Below are 18,091 nucleotides of genomic sequence, written 5' to 3' on the forward strand. Positions count from 1 at the left end.
AACTAGTTGCACAACCGAGGAGGAGTGACTCCAACCACTCTGTACCTACTAGTATGTACACGCATGCCGCGACCGACCGCCGCTCGAAAGGACCCTCACCATGCCCTTCGTCCGCATAGACGCGCTAGGCACCGACCCCGCCCGCCTCGACGCGCTCGGCCAGGCCGTCCAGGACGCCCTGGTGGAGACGCTCGGGGTGCCGCCCGAGGACCGCTTCCAGGTGCTGACCGGCCACGACGGCGTCACCAGCACGTTGCGCCACGACGACTACCTCGGCGTGCACCGCGACGACTCGGTGGTGTTCGTCGCGATCACGCTGCGCGCCGGGCGCGGCGCGGACCGCAAACGGGCGATGTACCGGCGGATCGCCGAGCTGGTGCACGAGCGCACCGGCACCGAGCCGCGCAACGTGTTCATCACCCTGACCGAGAACGGCCCCGCCGACTGGTCCTTCGGGCACGGCCTGGCGCAGTACGCCCCGGCCGACGGTGAGCCGGCCGGGGCGCTGCCCTAGGTCTTCAGCGGCTCTCCAGGCGCAGGTGCAGGTCCCGCTCCTGGTCGCCGGAGGCCGTGCAGGTCTCCTTCACGGTGAAGATCGAGTCCAGGGTGTGGCGGAAGCGCTCCACCGCCCAGTAGCTGCCCTGCAGGTCCGCCTGGACGGGCGAGCCGAGGTGGACCGGCGGGCAGCCTCCGCCGCGGGCGTCCGCGACGTCGTACGTGCCGAGCCACACCATCGGACGTGTCTCGTGGAGCTGCTGCGGCACCTCTTCGGGAGCCCGGTCGGAGGCGAAGCAGGCGCTGAGCGCTTCGAAGACGAGCCGGGCGTCGTCCTTGGAATACCCGCTGATCTCCACCGAGACGGTTTCCGGATGCGACCGCTCCGTGTCTGCCATGATCGCTCCTTTCGTGGCCGCGCTGCGGTGGAACGGGGTACCCCGCCGAACCGCGTCCACCCTCAGGAAAGCACCACGGACCGCCCCGCACACCTCAGCCGCGGGAGAACTTGTACGTCTTGCTGTCCGTCAGCACGCAGAAGCCGGGCGAGACCACGATCACGCGCAGGATGCCGCTGCGGCGGTCGTAGTCGATGCCCTCCGCCTCGAAGGTGCCCGAGCAGGAGCTGCGCAGCGGCAGCTGCCGCAGGGCGGTGACATGGCCGAAGACGTCCGTGGTGCCGTTCGGTGCGGCCGACAGGTCGACCTGGAGCAGCGGCTTGGTGATGCCGAAGAGGCTGCCGTCCGGGTCGTCGGAGGAGCACAGCAGGGTGGTCGGGCCGGAGAAGTCGCAGCCCTGGACGTCGCGCACGGCGTGGTCCAGGCGGACGGCCGAGACCTGCGGGAGATTCGCCGAGGGGGAGGTGGACGCGTTGACGCCCGGCGTCGGGAAGACCAGCAGGCGGTTCATGGTGCCCCATTCGCCCGACAGCATCCACTGGCCGTCCGGTGAGATCGCGTCCCAGGAGTTGTTCAGGGCCTCGCCGGGACTCAGCGTGTGGACGTACTCCGACCAGGTGCCGCCGGGCGCCTGCACACGGAACATCTTCGAGTTGCCGGAGTCCCGCTGGTAGGGCTCGATGTAGTAGCCGTTGTACGAGGCGTCGGGGTCGCCGACGTGGTTCCAGCCGCGGCTGGAGACCCCGAGGGGGATGGTGCCGATGCCGGTGTACCGGTTGGGGCTGTTCGCCGGGACCTCCACCGACGTCAGGCCCTGGCTCTCGGTCAGCGGGTCGGCGCGGTCGGAGCCGGTCTCGGTCCAGGTGTCGGCCGCGCTGGCCGGCACGGGTGCGGCGAGGGACACGACGGCGGCGGTGGCGAGGGTGACGAGTCCGGCGAGAACTGCGTGACACCGTTGCCGGGCGGACGCGGGCATGGCCGACTCCTCTGAGGGGGGTAGGGGTGGGCGGGGACACTCGGTCGGCGGACAGTCTGGCGTGGCGTCGTGGTCATGTACAGGCCAATACAGCAACATGAGCGTGAACTCTCACGGCCCGCCGCACCGCGCTGTACGGTCTCGGCAGGAGGCCCCGTGCGCGCGCACCACCGGCGCGGCGGCTTCGGCGGACGTCCGCCGCCGTGTTGAGGGATGGTGGAGATACACGGCGAAGGCGTCGGAGAGTCGGGTGTGAGCGCGGTAGAACAAGGGGAGTCGGCACGGGGGACGGCGTGCCGTGCGGACGGGCGAAGGCGGTGCGTGGCATGAGTGCAGCCGAGGCTCCGGCGACGGAGAGCGGCGAGCCGGCGCGCGGGCCGATGCGTCCGGGCGGTCTGCTCGACGTACTCGGCGTGGCGTCGGTGGTGCTGGACACCGCCGGCCGGATCGTCCTGTGGAGCCCGCAGGCGGAGGAGCTGTTCGGCTACACCGCGCGGGAGGCCCTCGGCCAGTACGCCGCCCGGCTGATGGTGCACGAACGGCACATCCAGCTGGTCGGCCAGCTCTTCGCCGACGTGATGCGCACCGGGCAGAGCTGGGCCGGCGGCTTCCCCGTCCGCCACAAGGACGGCAGCACGCGTCTGGTGGAGTTCCGCAACATGCGGCTGATGGACGACCGCGGCGACGTGTACGCGCTCGGGCTCGCCGCCGACCAGTCGACCGTACGGCGGCTGGAGCAGGACGTGGCGCTGTCCGAGCGGATGGTGAAGCAGTCCCCGATCGGCTACGCCGTCCTCGACACCCGACTGCGGTACGTCTCGGTCAACCCGGCCCTGGAGAAGATCAACGGCGTGCCGGCCGCCGAGCACGTGGGGCGGACGCTGCGCGAGGTGCTGCCCCTGCTGGACTCCGGTCCCCTGGAGGAGAGAGCCCGGCGGGTGCTGGAGACCGGCGTGCCCGTGATCGACGACACGCTGGCCGGTCGTACCCCCGCCGACCCGGACGAGGACCACACCTGGGCGCACTCGCTGTACCGGCTCGAAGACGCCATGGGCAACGTGCTGGGCGTGGCGGTCTCGGTCGTCGACATCACCGAGCAGCACCGGGCCTCCGTGGAGGCGGAGGCCGCGCGGCGCCGGCTCGCGATCGTCGCCGACGCCTCCGCCCGGATCGGCACGACGCTCGAACTGGAGCGCACCGCCTGCGAGCTGGCCGACGTCGCCGTGCCGGAACTGGCGGACGTTGCGGCCGTGGACCTGCTGGACGCGGTGGTCGAGGGCCGCCCCGTCACCCTGGGCCCCTCGGAGCCCGCGGTGATCCGGGCGCTGGCCCTGCGCCCGGCGCAGGGCACGGACGCCGTACGGGCCGCCGATCCGCCCGGCCACATCGCCCGGTACGCGCCCGACCGCCTGGTCACCGAGTGTGTGCGCACCGGCGAGGCGGTGCTGGTGCGCCAGGTGAAGGACGAGGACCTGCCGCGCATCGCGCGCTCCCCCGAGGCGGCCGTCCTGCTCGGCCGGGCGGGCCTGCACTCGTACCTCGCGGTGCCGCTGATCGCGCGCGGTGAGGTACTGGGCGCGCTCGACCTCAAGCGCACCCGCAATCCCGTCCCCTTCGACGAGGACGATGTACTGCTGGCGCGGGAGCTGGCCGCCCGAGCGGCCGTGCAGATCGACAACGCCCGCTGGTACCAGAACGCCCGCAACACCGCGCTCACCCTGCAGCGCAGTCTGCTGCCCAGCCATCCGCCGGTCACCACCGGCCTTGAGGTGGCCTCGCGCTATCAGCCGGCGGGGGCCACCAGCGAGGTGGGCGGGGACTGGTTCGACGTCATCCCGCTGGAGGGGGGCAAGACCGCGCTCGTGGTGGGTGACGTGATGGGCAGCGGCATCAGCGCCGCGGCCACGATGGGCCGGCTGCGTACGGCGACGACCACCCTGGCCGCCCTCGATCTCGACCCGGCCCGGCTGCTGGAGCACCTGGACAAGACGACCTCGGCGCTGGACCACTCCATCGCGACCTGCGTGTACGCCGTCCACGACCCGCATCTGCGCCAGTGCCGGATCGCCAACGCCGGCCATCTGCCGCCGGCCCGGGTACGGCCCGGCCGTCCGCCCGAGCTGCTCGACCTGCCCACCGGGGTGCCGCTGGGGGTGGGCGGGGTCGGCTTCCTCACCGTCACGGTCGACTTCGAACCCGGCGACGAGCTGGTGTTCTACACCGACGGCCTGGTGGAGACCCGCTGTCACTCGCTGGACGAGCGCCTGGCCGCCATGCTGTCCCTGCTCGACGACCCCGCCCGCCCGCTGGAGGAGATGTGCGACCTCCTGCTGCGCACGCTCCACCACCCGGACAACCACGACGACGTGGCGCTTCTCATCGCCCGGGCGCAGGAGCTGTCGTAGCGGCGGCCGATCTCGCCGTAGATCCGACGTACGGCTCCTTGCGCCGGCCGAGCGGCGGCAGCCGGCCTAGGGCAGCACGCCGATCACCACGTGGGCGTACAGCTCGTCGGACACCGCCAGACGGGTCGTCAGGCCGGCGTCCGTGAACGCCGCCACGGCGTCCGGTGCCTGGCGCTCGCTGGTCTCGGTCAGGAGGCAGCCGCCGGGGGCGAGCCACTCGGGGGCCCCGGCGGCCACCCGGCGCAGCACGTCGAGGCCGTCGGCGCCGCCGTCCAGTGCGACGAGCGGCTCGTGGTCGCGGGCCTCCGCCGGCAGCAGGGCGACTTCGGCGGTGGGTACGTAGGGCACGTTGGCCGTCAGGACGCCCACCCGGCCGCGCAGGCCGGCGGGCAGGGCGCCGTACAGGTCGCCCTGGTGGGCCCGGCCGCCGAAGGCGGCGAGATTGCGGCGGGCACAGCGCACGGCGGCCGGGTCGATGTCGGCGGCGTGCACCTCGGCCCCGGCCAGGGCGGCGGCCAGGGCCGCGCCGAGCGCGCCGGAACCGCAGCACAGGTCCACGACGACGGTGGCGTCCGGCGCGAGGGCCAGCGCCTGGTCGACCAGGAATTCGGTACGGCGTCGGGGGACGAACACCCCTGGTTCCAGGGCGACACGGAGCCCGTGGAACTCGGCCCAGCCGAGGACCTGTTCGAGCGGCAGCCCGGCGGCGCGCCGGTCCACCATGAGGGCCGCTTCCTCGGGGGTACGGGCGGTGCCGAGGATCAACTCGGCCTCGTCCTCGGCGAAGACACAGCCGGCTGCGCGGAGCGTGGCGACGACGGCGGACGGGGAGAGCGGTACGGGAAAGGGCATGAAAGCCGGAGCCTTTCGGGAGCGCGAAACTGCAGGGCGCTCCCGCGGTCACCGCTGCCGGTGAGCCGCGCCGTCACGAGGAGAGAGCACCCCAGCCGACACAGCGGTAATGGGTCTCACCTCCTCATCTTCGGGGCCACGAACGTCCGCGACCGGACGGCCACCTTACCCCACCGCCCGTGAGGTGGACGGGGCTTGCGACACGCCACCGGCCACGCCGAATCCGGGAAGACGGCGTGGCGCGGTGCGGGTGTCAGACGCCGACCGTCTCCTCGACCTCTTCCTCGGCCTCCTGCTGGGCCTTCCGTCCGGTCTCGTGCTCCGTCTCCGTCTCCGCCCCGGTCACGGCGGACGTGGTGGCGGACTCGGCGGAGTCCTGGCGGGGCCGGCGGGTGCGTTCGTACAGGGCCGCTGTCGCTGTGACGGCGAAGCCGGCCAGCAGCCAGGCCGCGAGGGTCCAGAGGTTGCGGGAGAGGCCGTCGTCGGCGAAGTAGAGCAGGCTGCGGGTGCCCTCGACGAAGCCGGCGCCGTTCCAGAACGCGTGCAGGGTGCCGAAGAAGCCGTCCTGCAGTTCGGGCCGGAACAGGCCGCCGGAGCTGGTGAAGTTCAGCATCACGAACAGCACCATCATGGTGAGCGTGGTCCACCGCTTCAGGAAGGTGTGCAGGCCGACGCCGATGAAGAGGATGCCCGCCGAGTACAGCCAGGCCATGCCCCACACGCCCGCGAGGTCGTGGTGGGCGAGGTGGAACACCGGCCCGGCGAGCAGCGCGCCGATGCCGCTGACCACGGCGGAGACACCGAGGGCGAGCAGTGCCCGGACCCGCATCGCGAGGCCCGCCCCGGCGGCGCCGAGCGCGGCGACCGAGGCGTAGGAGCCGATGCTGACCGCGATCAGCAGGAAGAAGAGGCCCTGGCCGGTGGGGTCGTCGGCGACCGGCGGGGCCACGTCGGTGACCTTCAGCGGTACGCCCTGCTCGGCGGCGACCGGAGTGAACACCTTCTCCACGGCCGTCGCCCCCATGTCGGAGGCGGCGCTCGCCACCAGCAGTTCGGGCGCCTTGGCGCTCGGCACATAGGCGCCGGTCACAGCGCGGGACGTGAGCAGGTCGACGGCCTCGGCACGCGTGGCCACGGTACGGACGTCGAGCTTGTCCCCCGCCGTGTCCTTGACCGTCTGCGCGAAGACCTTGGCCTTCGGGGCGGTGCCGACGACGGCGACCGGCATGTGGTGCGGCTCGGGGGTGACGAACGCCCCCATGTACGCGAGCCCCATGCCTATGCACATCAGCAGCGGGGTGATCAGGTGCGTGAGCACATGACGCAGTGCCGGTGACCTCATCGCGCGCGACCCTCCAAAGGTTGGCTTATGCAACTTTCACTTCAAGTTGTACTATACAACTAGAACGCCGGAGGAGGTATTCCCGTGAGCGCAGCGGAGTCGGCCGTCGAGACGATCCAACGCGAGATGACCATCTTCGCCCGCCGGGCCCGCGCCTCGGCGGGCCGGATGCACCCCGAGCTGTCCCTGGTGTCGTACACCCTGCTCGGCCACCTGGAGGAGCGCGGCGGCTGCCGGGCGACGGACCTGGCGGCGCACTACGCGCTGGACAAGTCCACGGTGAGCCGCCAGGTGGCCGCGCTGGAGCGGGCCGGGCTGATCGAGCGCCGGCTGGACCCGGAGGACCACCGGGTCCAGGTGCTGCATCTGACGGAGGCCGGCCAGGAGATCCTGGCCCAGGTCACCCGGAGCCGTCGGGCCGCCTTCCGGGAGCGGCTGGAAGGCTGGGCGGAGGAGGATCTGGTGCGGTTCGCGGCCTATCTGGAGCGGTACAACGCGGGGGCGGCGGACGTCGATTCGGACTGAGGGATCACCTGGGCAACGGCACCGGCACGGCCGCGTGGTCGTCCGTCAGCCGCTGCGGCGCCCGGGCCGCGAGGAACATCGTGCGGCGGCGCAGCCGGAAGCCGAGCGCCTCGTACAGCCGGATGGCGCCCGCGTTCTCGGCACTGGTGTGCAGGAACGGCGTCTCGTCGCGCTCCCGGATGCCGTGCGCGACCGCGAGGATCAGACGGGTGGCCAGGCCCTCGCCGCGGAAGGCGGGGTCGGTGCAGACCGCGCTGATCTCGGTCCAGCCCGGCGGGTGCAGCCGCTCCCCCGCCATGGCGATCAGCGCTCCGTCGCGCCGGATGCCGAGGTAGGTGCCGAGTTCCACCGTGCGCGGGAGGAACGGTCCCGGCTGGGTGCGCGCCACCAGGTCGAGCATCTCGGGCACGTCCGCCGGGCCGAGACGGACCGCCTCCGGGTCCGGCGCGGCGGCGAGGCCGTCGTCCACGAACTGCACGCCCTCGATCCGGAGGGTGATCTCCCAGCCCTCCGGCACCTCGCCGCGGAATCCGGGCAGCGGGACCTCGGCGCCGGGACCGGCCAGCGCGGCGAGGTCCGCCCAGTCCCGCGCGTCCGGTTCCTCGGGCAGCGCCAGCCACGGCGAGACGTCGACGGGGTAGCGCAGCACCCGGCCGCGCCGCTCGGCGAAGTGGGCGTGCGGGCCGGTCAGGGAGGCGAGGGCCGGGTTGTCGAGGACGTGCGGGTCACCGGTGACGGTCCGGCCGGGGCCGCCCGGGCTGCTCACGACGCTCATCCGGTCACCTCGACCACGGTCCTGGAGACGTACGGCTGGGGCATCCTCGTTCCTCGCTTCTCTCGCGCTGTCACCGGCGCACCGGTGCCGGCACTGGGCGGCAAGGAGCGGCGCCGGGCCGGTATTCCCGGCCCCGGACAGTGTTCACACGGCCGCAACGATGGCGGCGTCCACCAGGGCCGGAGCATCCGGCACGGCAGGTACGGTTGAAGCATGAACGTCACGCGAGGCTTCACGGGCCGCCCGCGCGTCCACAACCCGGGGCTGCCGCCCGGGCAGTACGACGCGCGCGACGACTGGCCCGTCCTGTCCGCCGAGGTCACCCCGGACCTCGCGGCCACCGACTGGACCTTCCGCATCGACGGCCTGGTGGAGCACCCGCACACCTGGGACTGGGACGCCGCCCACGCGCTGCCGGCGTCGGCGTACGACGGCGACATCCACTGTGTGACCGGCTGGTCGAAGTTCGGCGTGCGGTTCGGCGGTGTCTCGCTGGACGCCTTCCTGGATGTGGTCCGGCCACATGGGTCCGCCACCCATGCCGTCGCCTACTCGCACACCGGGTACACCGCCAACCTGCCGCTCGCCGACCTCACCGGCGGACGGGCCTGGATCGCCTGGGAGTACGACGGCGCACCGCTGCCGCCCGAGCACGGCGGCCCGGCGCGGCTGCTGGTCCCCCACCTGTACTTCTGGAAGAGCACCAAGTGGATCGCGGGCATCACGCTCCTCGACCACGACGAGCCGGGCTTCTGGGAGCGCAACGGCTACCACGCGCGCGGCAACCCGTGGGAGGAGCAGCGGTACTCCGGTGACTGAGACGACGACTCCCAGGACACGGTTCGCGGTGCCCGGCCGGATCGCCGTGGACACCGAGACGGCGGCGGTGTGGCAGACCGCCACACTGACCGAGATCCGCCGCGAGACACCCCACGCGGCCACGTTCCGCCTCGCGGTGCCGCGCTGGGCGGGGCATCTGCCGGGCCAGCACCTGATGCTGCGCCTGACCGCCGCGGACGGCTATGTGGCGCAGCGCCACTATTCGATCGCGTCGGCGCCGGACGACTCCGGACACATCGAGCTGACCCTGGACCGGGTGCCGGACGGCGAGGTCTCCGGCTGGTTCCACAGCGTGGCCCGGCCCGGCGACACCGTCGAGGTGCGCGGCCCGCTGGCCGGCTTCTTCGCCTGGCCGGGCGACCGGCCGGCGCTGCTGCTCGGGGCCGGCTCCGGGGTCGTACCGCTGATGTCGATGGTGCGGCACCACCGGGCGCTCGGTCTCACCGTCCCGCTGCGGATGCTGGTGTCGGCGCGCAGCCCCGAGGAGCTGATCTACGCGGCCGAGCTGGGCGCGGAGACGACACCGGTGTTCACCCGCAGCGCTCCGCCCGGTGTGCGGGTGGGACGTATGGAAGCCGCACATGTGGCGCCGCTCCTGGCCGAGCAGCCCACCGGTGGGTGGGAGGCCTATGTGTGCGGATCCAACGGATTCGCCGAGCACGCCTCCCGGCTCCTGGTCGCGGCAGGCCAGCCGGTGGACCGGATCCGGATCGAACGGTTCGGCTGAACGCACGCGTCGAACGGTTCGGCTGAGCGCCCGGGTCGCGCGGTCGGGACCGGCGCGCGATCGTGGGGCGCATGGCACGTGTCGTGCGCCAGGTGGGCTGGAACTTGCGGTTCACGGCATGCGCGAGGTGCGCCGAACGGGGTACGAGAGGGGTGTGGAACGTTCCTGTGCGTGAGCGGCGGGCAGCGGACCGGCGACCCGGCTCCTCCGGCTCTCCGGCTCCGGCCGTGCGAGGAGGTGGACATGCGTATCCGGGTGCGTGGCTGGCGCTGGCGGCGCAATCCGCTACGACGCCGGTCGGACATCGTGGAGGCATGGACGCTGCTCGTGGTCGGCGTCCTGCTGTCGGTCGTCGCGCCCCTGGCCGGCGTGGCCGCGGGCCTGCACGCACATGACCGGGCCCGGACGCTCGCCGCGACACAGCGGGCCGAACGCCACCAGGTGCGAGCCGTGGTGATCGGCGACACGCCCGAGCGGCTGTCCGCGGTGGAGAGCGAACGCGAGCACCCCTACCGCGCCGAGGTCCGCTGGACCGAGCCGGGCAAGGGGGTCCGGACGGCGTGGGCCCGGGTGCCGGCGGGGACCCGCGCCGGTGAGTCGGTCTCCGTGTGGTTCGACTCCCGGGGCCGCAATGTCGCGCCACCGCCGGACGACGCGGCCGTCTGGCAGCACACGATCACCGTCGGGCTGACCGCGGCGGGCTGCACGGCGACCGTGGTGTTCCTCTGCCACGCGGTCGAACGCAGGATCGCCCTGCGCCACCGGCTGGCCGAGTGGGAGCGGGAGTGGGCCCGTACGGGACCACGCTGGACACAGCCACGGACCTGACACCCCGATGACCCGATCACGCGAACTTCTCGACACCCTCACGTAGTAAGCGCTTGCACAGCCCTCCGCACAACCCTGGCGAGTCATTCGATCGCCCACGTACGGTGAGACCGGACGGTCTCCCTTCACAAAGGCGGTTGTTGATGGCCCTGTTCGATCTGCCTCTCGACGAACTCCGCGCGTACCGCAGTGAGTCCACCGAACCGGAGGACTTCGACGCCTTCTGGGGCAAGACGCTCCAGCAGGCCCGCGAGCACGAACTGGACGCACGTTTCGAGCCGGTGGAGACCGGACTGTCCACCGTCGAGGTGTACGACGTGACGTTCTCCGGCTTCGGCGGCCACCCGGTCAAGGGCTGGCTTCGGCTGCCCGCCGGGGCCATGGAACCACTGCCGCTGGTCGTGGAGTTCATCGGGTACGGCGGCGGGCGCGGCCTGCCGCACGAGAACCTGCTGTGGGCGTCGACGGGCCGGGCGCACTTCGCGATGGACACGCGCGGGCAGGGCAGCGCCTGGGGCGGCGGGGGCGGCACTCCCGACCCGGTGGGCGCGGCGCCCGCGTACCCCGGGTTCATGACGCGGGGCATCGACACCCCCGAGAACTACTACTACCGCCGGGTGTTCACGGACGCGGTGCGCGCCGTCGAGGCGGCCCGCTCCCATCCGCTGACCGACCCGGCGCGCACCGTGGCGACCGGTGGGAGCCAGGGCGGCGGCATCGCCCTGGCCGTCGGCGGGCTGGTCCCCGACCTGGTCGCGGTCGCCCCGGACGTGCCGTTCCTGTGCGACTTCCCCCGCGCGGCGACCCTGACGGACCGCCACCCGTACCGTGAGATCGGCCTGTTCCTCAAGACCCACCGCGGGCGCTCGGAGGACGTGCTGCGCACCCTGTCCTACTTCGACGCGGTGCACTTCGCGGCCCGGGGCCGGGCGCCGGCCCTCTTCTCGGCGGCCCTGGAGGACCAGACGTGCCCGCCGTCGACGGTGTTCGCGGCGTTCAACGCGTGGGCGCACGAGGACAAGGCGATCGAGGTGTACGACTTCAACGACCACGAGGGCGGCGGCCCCTTCCAGGAGGCGGCGAAGGTGCGCTGGCTGAGGTCGTACGCCTGAGCAGGCGGCTGATGCCGCCTCACCCGCCCGCGGCGTGCCACACCGTGGCGACCGCCCAGATCGGGTACCAGAGGATCCGCTCCGGAAGGAGGCGGGCCGCGGTGAACCACAGGAGGGTCGGGGCGGTGATCAGCAGGAGGCAGCACCAGCCGGTGCGGTCACCGGCGGCCGGCTGCGGTGTCGGGTTCTCTGGCACCCGGAGACGGTAAGGGCGCGCCGGCGGTCCGCGCATGAGTACCCGTACTCAGGGGGTTTGCGAGGCGGCGCGCGGCCGGCCGCGCAGCCGCCCTTCCCCACGGTCCGACCAGTCGGTACGTTCGGAGCGCCCGGGCCGCTGCGCCGCGGCCCGGGGTTCCCGGCGACGACGGAGGCCACCACATGTCCGCACAGGAGACGCAGCAGACACCGGAGACGCCCGCACGGATCCACGGGCACTGCGATCCACGGTTCGCCGCGGTACGGGAGGCGTTCGAGGAGAACTTCCGGGTACGCGGCGAACTCGGCGCCGCGGTGGCGGTCACCGTCGCCGGAGAGACCGTGGTGGACCTCTGGGGCGGCTGGGCGGACGCGGCGCGCACCCGGCCCTGGGAGCGGGGCACCGTGGTGAACGTGTGGTCGACCACCAAGGGGCCGGTGGCCCTGTGCGCGCACATCCTCGCCGACCGGGGGCTGCTCGACTTCGACGCGCCGGTGGCCGCGTACTGGCCGGAGTTCGCCGCCGCGGGCAAGGACAAGGTGCTCGTACGGCACCTGCTGTCGCACCGCGCCGGGCTGTCCGGGCTGCGGGAGCCGCACAGCCTGGAGGACCTGTACGACTGGGAGCTGACCACCGCGCGGCTCGCGGCCACGGCACCCTGGTGGGAGCCGGGCACCCGGTCCGGGTACCACGCGCTGACATACGGCTTCCTGGTCGGGGAGGTCGTGCGGCGGGTCTCGGGGCTGCTGCCGGGGGCCTTCCTGGAGCGGGAGGTGACCGGACCGCTCGGGATCGACTTCACGGTCGGCCTGCCGGCGCGTGACTCCGGCCGGGCGGCCGAACTGGTGCACGCGCCGGCCGCGGCGGCCGGTGGACAGGCGGCGGTCTTCAGTCAGTTGGCACCGCCCGCGCTGGCCGCCCTGACCAACCCCGCCGTCGGAGCGGCTCAGGCGAACAGCCCCGGCTGGCGGGCGGCGGAGATCCCGGCGGCCAACGGCCACGGCACCGCGCGGGCGGTCGCGGCGCTGTACGGGGTCTTCGCCGGGCGCGGCTCGCACGGCGGCCGGCGGTTCCTGTCGCCGGAAGCTGCGGAGCGGGTGCGCGAGGGACAGGGCAGCTGCCGCGATCTGGTGCTCGGCGCGGCCTTCGAGGGCGAGACCGAGGTCGGGCTCGGCCTGTGGCTGAGCGGGCCCCACGGGGCGTACGGGCCGAATCCGCGGGCTTTCGGCCATGACGGATTCGGCGGCTCCTGCGGGCTCGCCGACCCGGACGCGGGGGTGTCGCTGGGCTACGTCATGAACCGGATGGGGGCCCGCATCGCCAATGATCCACGGAAGGCGGCGCTGGTCGACGCTGTCTACAGCGCTCTGTGAGGTCGCGCCCCGACGCCTGGTGACGGTCGTGCGCGCGGGTGGATTTCGGTCGAACCGACGGACCGCTCTTCCCTCGTGGTTTAGACCAATGCTAATTGTGGTCGCGCACCGAACCCGCACGACTACGTCTTGTCACCGACAGGAGGGCGCGGCATGGCCCGCACCACCCCGCACGACCCCCCGAACGACGACGACCGGCCCCTGTACGGGCGGATCGCGGCTCTGCTGCTCGACGAACTGCGCAGCGGCACCATTCCACCAGGTGAACGACTGCCGGGCGAGCGGCACTTGGCGGCACACTTCGGGGTCAGCCGGGAGACCGTCCGACAGGCGCTGGAGGTGCTGCGCCGCGGCGGCCTGGTCGCCACCGACCGGCGGGGCAGCCATGCCACGCTGCCCGGCCGGCCGGTCGAGGCGCCCCAGTCGCTCACCTTCCCGGTGGGGGCCCGGTCGGCGGACCCCTGTGCGGTCGACCGGGCCACGGTGACCTGGGAGGCGCCGCCGCCGGAGCACGCGCAGGCACTGGGCCTGGCCCCGCACCGGCCGACGCTGGTGCACCGCTATCTGTCGGTGACGCCGGACGGCCGGTCGCTACGGACGGCGGTGTCGTCGTTCTCGGCGGTGGCGCTGGCCGAGGTGGCGGAGCTGGCCCGCTACCGGGACCGGGCCGACGGGGCCACCCCCGCGCAGCTGCGGCGGGCCTACGACTGGATGCGCAAGGCCGGGCTGACCCTGCACCACCGGGACGCCATCACCCAGGTCGGTGACGCCTCGTCGGTGCGGGTGACCCGGCGCGTGCACGACCAGTACGCGCGCCCGCTGGAGATCACCGATCTGGTGGTGAACGCCGAACAGGACGCGCTCGTCTACGAGTTCACACTGCCCGCCGCGGGATGACCTACAGGGTCGCCGGCGCGGCGGCGGTGCGGGCCACCACCAGCCGGCCGCGCGGGCTGCCGTCGGCTCGCCGGCCGAACTCGGGCAGGGCGCGCAGCTCGACCGAGAAGCCGGCGCGCTCCAGCTCCCCCAGGAACGCGCCGAGCCGGAGGGCCCGGTAGTACATGACGAAGGGCGGTCGCCACAGCGCGTTGCGCACCCGCATCACCGCGTCGAAGCCGAGCAGCAGCCAGAAGGCGGGGTGCGATGGGCCGGGCGGGGCGAACACCGGGAAGGCGAAGCGGCCGCCGGGCCGCAGCACCGACCGGACCTGGGCGCAGAGTCCCGGCAGCTCGTGCGGCAGGAAGTGGCCGAACGCCCCGAAGGAGACGACGAGGTCGAAGGCGGCCCTGAACGGCAGGGCCCGGGCGTCGCCGCGCACCCAGGCGACCCCGGGTGCCCCGGCGGGCCGCACCCGGTGCCGGGCGACGTCGAGCATACCGGCGCTGAAGTCGACCCCGGTGACGCTGCGATGGCACAGTCCGGTCAGCAGCCGCGTCCCGGCACCGGTGCCGCAGCACAGGTCGAGTCCGTCGGCGAACGGGCCGAGCGGCGCCAGCGCCTTCGCCACGGAGTCCAGCACGCCGTCGGGCGTCCGGAACGGCGTGTGGTCGAACTTCGGCGCGAGCAGGTCGTAACCGCGCTCGACGGACGACAGCGCCTGCACGGCGAGTTCACGGAGGGTGGGGCCTTCTGGACCGTACATGACGTCAGCCTATGACGGCGGGCCGCGGCGGGCGCACCGGTCGCGGTCGGCCGCGGCTCCGGCGACCACCGCGCGCTCAGCCGAAACTGTCCTGGCAGAGCTGGACGATCGCGACGGCGGCCACGCCGTCCGCCTGGCGGCACAGGTCGGGCATGCCGACGGCGACCGGCGGCCGAGAGGCCGGGCGGGGGCGCGGGGCCGGGTGCCGTACGGGCGGGCGGCGCTCCGGGCGGGCGTGCCGGACCGGCGGCGCGGCAGGTGCCGCGGCGCGGGGAGGCACCGCGGGCACGGGTCTGCGGCCGGGCTGGAGGCTGCGCCTCGGCGCGGCTGCCGAGTCGGACTCCTTCGGCTGCTTGTGGCCCGTGCGGACGAGGGCCGCCCGCGCGGACGGCTCTCGGACCGGGTCCTGCAGGACGGACGGTCTCACCGCGGGCTCCGGTGCGAGGGGGCGCCGGGAGGGGGCGGTGTCGGGCGCGGGAGCGGAGCTGACGGTGGTGCAGCCGGCGACGCTCACCAGCGCCGCCAGCAGCAGCGGAAGAAGTCGGCGAGGCACCCGTCCACTGTGCCGCACCCCGCGCGGTCACACGCCGAACCGCGCGGCAGCACCACCCCCATGAGCGATCACCCGCCCCCGGACGGCGACGTCAGTTCTGGAGCTGCTTCAGCGTGGCCTTGGCATCGGTCTTCAGCCAGTCGGTCACGTCGGTGAGCGCGGGCGGGTCCTTGTCCTCGTCGTAGGAGGTCAGGTAGGTGCTGTAGCTCATGATGTACGTCACCCAGCCGTCGCGGACGGCGAGCGTGGCGTACCGGGAGCCGCCGGAGGAGCCGTTGGTGGTGTCCTGGCTGACCAGGTAGGCCTCGTCGCCGATGTCCTCGACCGGGTCGACGTCGTAACCCGTGTGACTCTCCCCGTAGTTCTTCCAGGTGGCGGTGAACTCGGCTGCGGGGTCGGTCTTCTTGTGCAGGTCGAGCTGCATGGTCAGGTAGGCGTCCGAGTACGACGAGCCGGACTTCTTCAGGCCCAGGCTGCAGTAACCCTCGTCCAGCGCCTTGTCCTTGAGGGAGGTACGGGTCGGCGAGGAGTCGTTCTCGGGGTACTCGTCCTTGAAGGACGCGTAGTCGGCGCTGGAGCACATGTTGGAGGGTGCCGAGTAGCCGCGCAGGTCCGCGCTGGCGCCCTTGCCGCCGATCAGGAAGACACCGGCCGCCCAGGCGGCGGAGGCCACGACCGCGCCGACGGCGGCCCACAGCACCGCCCGGCCGGCCCCTCCGCCGCCACCGGCCGGCGGGACGGGCCCGAACTGGGGCGGCTGCGTGTAGGGGTTGCCCGGCTGCGGCTGCCCCGGCACCGGCTGGCCGACCAGCGTGGGCTGCGCGTAGAAGGCTCCCGCCGGCGGCGACTGCGGGTTCGGGTACGGATAGGCCGTCGGCTGCGGCGGGACGGCCGGCTGCTGCGCGGGCTGCTGGGGCGGCTGAGCGGGCTGGCCGGCCGGCTGCGGGGACTGCGGTGGCGTGGACATGCCGCGAAGATAGTACACGGTTGGCGGTCAAGTCCCCCGACGTCCGGGATCGTTATGGTCTGCGGACATCTGGTACGTATCCAGGACGGCACCGTGGCCGGCGGCGCAGCCAGGCAGTAGTGGGCGCCGTGGCCGAGGGACAGGTGACGTACGGCGCCGGGCGGAGCGGGGCGGGTGAGGTCGAAGCGGTCGGCATCCGGGCCGTGCGCCGCCGGGTCCCGGCCGGCGGCGAAGTAGCAGGCGAGCACGGGGGTGCCGGCGGGGATGAACGTGCCGTCGACGGTCAGGTCCCGTACCGGGTGGCGGAACGGCCGAGCTGCTCGGGGTGGGCGCACAGGGCGCGTACGGCGTTGGTGATCAGGTTCAGGGTGGTCTCGTGACGGCGATGCTCATCAGCAGCAGGACAGTTGGCGGCGACGGCCTCGGCGGGTCCGGTGTCGGTGGCCACGACCCCCACCCGGGAACAGCCGGATCCGGTGGTTTGTTGGGTGAGGCACGGACACAGCGCCCCGTCGAGTGGTACCGTGCCATCAGCACTCGTGCACGCCCATCATGGGCGCCGGTGCCAGTTTCTCTCCTCACGCTGACTCGTTCGCCGCTGTCCGGATGTCCGGCTCCCGGCGCGTCAGCTTCCCAGCACCACCTCGTGACGGGCTCTCTCCGCCGCACCCGAGGTGCCGTTCCCGCCGCCCGGAGGCAGTCGTCGCCGCCTCCCGCTCGCGGCCTCTCCCCCCTTCTCTTCCGACGTCCGTCCGCGAAAGGACTCCCACCATGACCACCACACTCGAACACCCTCCCGAGGCCACGCGGGCCCCGGCCGCCCCGCTCGTCACCGGCGTCCTCGACATCGACGCACACGGGAAGGGGCACCTGCGGGCCCCGAGCCTCCTGCCCACCCCCGCCGATCCGCAGGTCGCGCCCGCGCTGATCCGCCGCCACGGACTGCGCAAGGGCGACCTGGTCGAAGGCGTCCGGGGTGCGCAGCGGGCCCTCACCGAGGTCGCGCGCGTCAACGGGCGCACTCCCGGGGAGCTGCGCTCCCGGCGGCACTTCCGGGACCTCACCCCGCTCCACCCGCACCAGCGCCTCCGCCTCGAACACCCCGCCTCCGGCCCGGCCGGACGCCTCACCGACCTGCTCGCCCCGGTCGGCAAGGGCCAGCGCGGCCTCATCGTGGCCCCGCCGAAGAGCGGCAAGACCGTGCTGCTCCAGCAGCTCGCCGCCGCCGTGGCCGGCAATCACCCCGAGTGCCGGCTGATGGTCCTCCTGCTGGACGAGCGGCCCGAGGAGGTCACCGAGATGCGCCGTTCGGTGCGCGGCGAGGTGTACGCCTCCACCTTCGACCGGTCGCCCAAGGAGCACATCGCCCTCGCCGAGCTGGTCGTGGAGCGGGCCAAGCGCCTGGTGGAGGCGGGCGAGGACGTCGTCGTCCTGCTGGACTCGCTGACCCGGCTGTGCCGGGCCCACAACAACGCCTCCGCCGCCGGCGGCCGTACCCTGAGCGGCGGTGTCGACGCGGGTGCGCTGATCGGCCCCAAGCGGTTCTTCGGCGCCGCGCGCCAGGCCGAGGAGGGCGGCTCGCTCACCATCCTCGCCACGGCCCTGGTGGACACCGGCTCCCGTGCCGACGGCTACTTCTTCGAGGAGCTGAAGAGCACGGGCAACATGGAACTGCGCCTGGACCGGGAACTGGCCGGCCGGCGCGTCTTCCCCGCCGTGGACATCGACGCAACCGGCACCCGGCGCGAGGAACTCCTGCTCACCCCGGCCGAGTTGACGGCCGTCCACGGTCTGCGCCGCGCCCTGCGCTCCCGGGAGGGCGGGCCGTCCGCCCTGGAGACACTCCTGGAACGGCTGCGCGGCACCCCCGACAACGCCACGTTCCTGCGGCGGATCCTGCCCACGCTGCCGACCGGCTGACCCCCGGTCAGGGGGCGGCCGGGTGCGGGAACGCGGCGCGGGACGGCCGCGGTGCGGCATCCGGGTTGCCCGACGACCCGAACGGACCGGGCGCAGTGGTGCATGCTCAGTATGTTCGTACGTTGATCATATGGTTACCGGATTCGCTTGTCGCGCGGCTGTGTC

19 protein-coding genes and 1 pseudogene are annotated in these 18,091 nt (G+C 73.2%); 10 read left to right on the forward strand and 10 right to left on the reverse strand.

The window, feature by feature from the left end; all coding sequences use genetic code 11:
• Positions 1–100 precede the first annotated feature (100 nt).
• Complete coding sequence (locus ABZ937_RS12875; RefSeq protein ID WP_361689942.1) at positions 101–514, forward strand: tautomerase family protein; 414 nt, start codon at positions 101–103, stop codon at positions 512–514.
• A 4-nt stretch (positions 515–518) separates the two neighbouring features.
• Here ABZ937_RS12875 and ABZ937_RS12880 read toward each other — a convergent pair whose 3' ends face one another.
• Together ABZ937_RS12880 and ABZ937_RS12885 are read right to left on the reverse strand one after the other, a co-directional pair.
• The gene (locus ABZ937_RS12880; protein WP_361689945.1) at positions 519–893 is read right to left on the reverse strand and encodes a hypothetical protein; all 375 of its coding nucleotides are present in this window, start codon (positions 891–893) and stop codon (positions 519–521) included.
• A gap of 94 nt (positions 894–987) precedes the next feature.
• Positions 988–1,869: a hypothetical protein gene (locus ABZ937_RS12885; RefSeq protein WP_361689948.1), complete on the reverse strand. Its 882-nt coding sequence runs from the start codon at positions 1,867–1,869 to the stop codon at positions 988–990.
• A 326-nt stretch (positions 1,870–2,195) separates the two neighbouring features.
• Here ABZ937_RS12885 and ABZ937_RS12890 point away from each other — a divergent pair, with 326 nt between their 5' ends.
• Positions 2,196–4,274, forward strand: coding sequence for a SpoIIE family protein phosphatase (locus ABZ937_RS12890; RefSeq protein ID WP_361689951.1), 2,079 nt, complete (start codon positions 2,196–2,198; stop codon positions 4,272–4,274).
• A gap of 66 nt (positions 4,275–4,340) precedes the next feature.
• On the opposite strand, the gene ABZ937_RS12895 is transcribed toward ABZ937_RS12890, so the two are convergent.
• Complete coding sequence (locus ABZ937_RS12895) at positions 4,341–5,126, reverse strand: putative protein N(5)-glutamine methyltransferase (RefSeq protein WP_361689954.1); 786 nt, start codon at positions 5,124–5,126, stop codon at positions 4,341–4,343.
• Between the two features lie 253 nt (positions 5,127–5,379).
• On the reverse strand, positions 5,380–6,468 hold the full coding sequence (locus tag ABZ937_RS12900) for a hypothetical protein (protein WP_361689957.1): 1,089 nt from the start codon (positions 6,466–6,468) through the stop codon (positions 5,380–5,382).
• Between the two features lie 126 nt (positions 6,469–6,594).
• On the opposite strand from ABZ937_RS12900, the gene ABZ937_RS12905 reads away from it, so the two are divergent.
• On the forward strand, positions 6,595–6,993 hold the full coding sequence (locus ABZ937_RS12905) for a MarR family transcriptional regulator (protein WP_361690191.1): 399 nt from the start codon (positions 6,595–6,597) through the stop codon (positions 6,991–6,993).
• Between the two features lie 4 nt (positions 6,994–6,997).
• Here ABZ937_RS12905 and ABZ937_RS12910 read toward each other — a convergent pair whose 3' ends face one another.
• Positions 6,998–7,768, reverse strand: a complete 771-nt coding sequence (locus tag ABZ937_RS12910; RefSeq protein ID WP_361689961.1) for a GNAT family N-acetyltransferase — start codon at positions 7,766–7,768, stop codon at positions 6,998–7,000.
• Between the two features lie 213 nt (positions 7,769–7,981).
• Here ABZ937_RS12910 and ABZ937_RS12915 point away from each other — a divergent pair, with 213 nt between their 5' ends.
• The 4 genes from ABZ937_RS12915 to ABZ937_RS12930 all read left to right on the forward strand — a co-directional run bounded on the left by ABZ937_RS12915 (position 7,982) and on the right by ABZ937_RS12930 (position 11,275).
• On the forward strand, positions 7,982–8,587 hold the full coding sequence (locus ABZ937_RS12915) for a sulfite oxidase-like oxidoreductase (RefSeq protein ID WP_361689964.1): 606 nt from the start codon (positions 7,982–7,984) through the stop codon (positions 8,585–8,587).
• Complete coding sequence (locus ABZ937_RS12920) at positions 8,580–9,335, forward strand: ferredoxin reductase (RefSeq protein ID WP_361689967.1); 756 nt, start codon at positions 8,580–8,582, stop codon at positions 9,333–9,335. The genes ABZ937_RS12915 and ABZ937_RS12920 overlap by 8 nt, the downstream gene beginning before the upstream one ends.
• 243 nt (positions 9,336–9,578) lie before the next feature.
• On the forward strand, positions 9,579–10,163 hold the full coding sequence (locus tag ABZ937_RS12925) for a hypothetical protein (protein ID WP_361689970.1): 585 nt from the start codon (positions 9,579–9,581) through the stop codon (positions 10,161–10,163).
• 143 nt (positions 10,164–10,306) lie between these two features.
• Positions 10,307–11,275 (forward strand): acetylxylan esterase, encoded by a 969-nt coding sequence (locus ABZ937_RS12930; protein WP_361689973.1) that lies wholly within the window; start codon positions 10,307–10,309, stop codon positions 11,273–11,275.
• 19 nt (positions 11,276–11,294) lie between these two features.
• Here ABZ937_RS12930 and ABZ937_RS12935 read toward each other — a convergent pair whose 3' ends face one another.
• Positions 11,295–11,471, reverse strand: coding sequence for a hypothetical protein (locus tag ABZ937_RS12935; RefSeq protein ID WP_361689976.1), 177 nt, complete (start codon positions 11,469–11,471; stop codon positions 11,295–11,297).
• A 182-nt stretch (positions 11,472–11,653) separates the two neighbouring features.
• Between ABZ937_RS12935 and ABZ937_RS12940 the strand changes: the two genes are divergently transcribed.
• Together ABZ937_RS12940 and ABZ937_RS12945 are read left to right on the forward strand one after the other, a co-directional pair.
• Positions 11,654–12,844 carry a serine hydrolase domain-containing protein gene (locus ABZ937_RS12940; protein WP_361689979.1) on the forward strand — a complete coding sequence of 397 codons (1,191 nt, stop codon included), beginning with the start codon at positions 11,654–11,656 and terminating at the stop codon, positions 12,842–12,844.
• A 153-nt stretch (positions 12,845–12,997) separates the two neighbouring features.
• Positions 12,998–13,741, forward strand: coding sequence for a GntR family transcriptional regulator (locus ABZ937_RS12945; RefSeq protein WP_361689982.1), 744 nt, complete (start codon positions 12,998–13,000; stop codon positions 13,739–13,741).
• A 1-nt stretch (position 13,742) separates the two neighbouring features.
• On the opposite strand, the gene ABZ937_RS12950 is transcribed toward ABZ937_RS12945, so the two are convergent.
• The 4 genes and pseudogenes from ABZ937_RS12950 to ABZ937_RS12965 form a co-directional block, all read right to left on the reverse strand.
• Positions 13,743–14,486 carry a class I SAM-dependent methyltransferase gene (locus ABZ937_RS12950; RefSeq protein WP_361689985.1) on the reverse strand — a complete coding sequence of 248 codons (744 nt, stop codon included), beginning with the start codon at positions 14,484–14,486 and terminating at the stop codon, positions 13,743–13,745.
• 76 nt (positions 14,487–14,562) lie between these two features.
• A complete protein-coding gene (locus tag ABZ937_RS12955) occupies positions 14,563–15,039 on the reverse strand; it encodes a hypothetical protein (protein ID WP_361689988.1) in 477 nt (158 codons plus the stop codon).
• A 91-nt stretch (positions 15,040–15,130) separates the two neighbouring features.
• Positions 15,131–16,006, reverse strand: a complete 876-nt coding sequence (locus tag ABZ937_RS12960; protein WP_361689991.1) for a hypothetical protein — start codon at positions 16,004–16,006, stop codon at positions 15,131–15,133.
• An 89-nt stretch (positions 16,007–16,095) separates the two neighbouring features.
• Positions 16,096–16,457 (reverse strand): annotated as a pseudogene (locus ABZ937_RS12965) (cytochrome P450); the annotation flags it as partial.
• A 320-nt stretch (positions 16,458–16,777) separates the two neighbouring features.
• On the opposite strand from ABZ937_RS12965, the gene rho reads away from it, so the two are divergent.
• Complete coding sequence (gene rho, locus ABZ937_RS12970) at positions 16,778–17,926, forward strand: transcription termination factor Rho (protein WP_361689994.1); 1,149 nt, start codon at positions 16,778–16,780, stop codon at positions 17,924–17,926.
• Positions 17,927–18,091 lie beyond the last annotated feature (165 nt).

The sequence above is a fragment of the Streptomyces sp. NPDC046727 genome, from assembly GCF_040645635.1.
Lineage (GTDB): Bacteria > Actinomycetota > Actinomycetes > Streptomycetales > Streptomycetaceae > Streptomyces.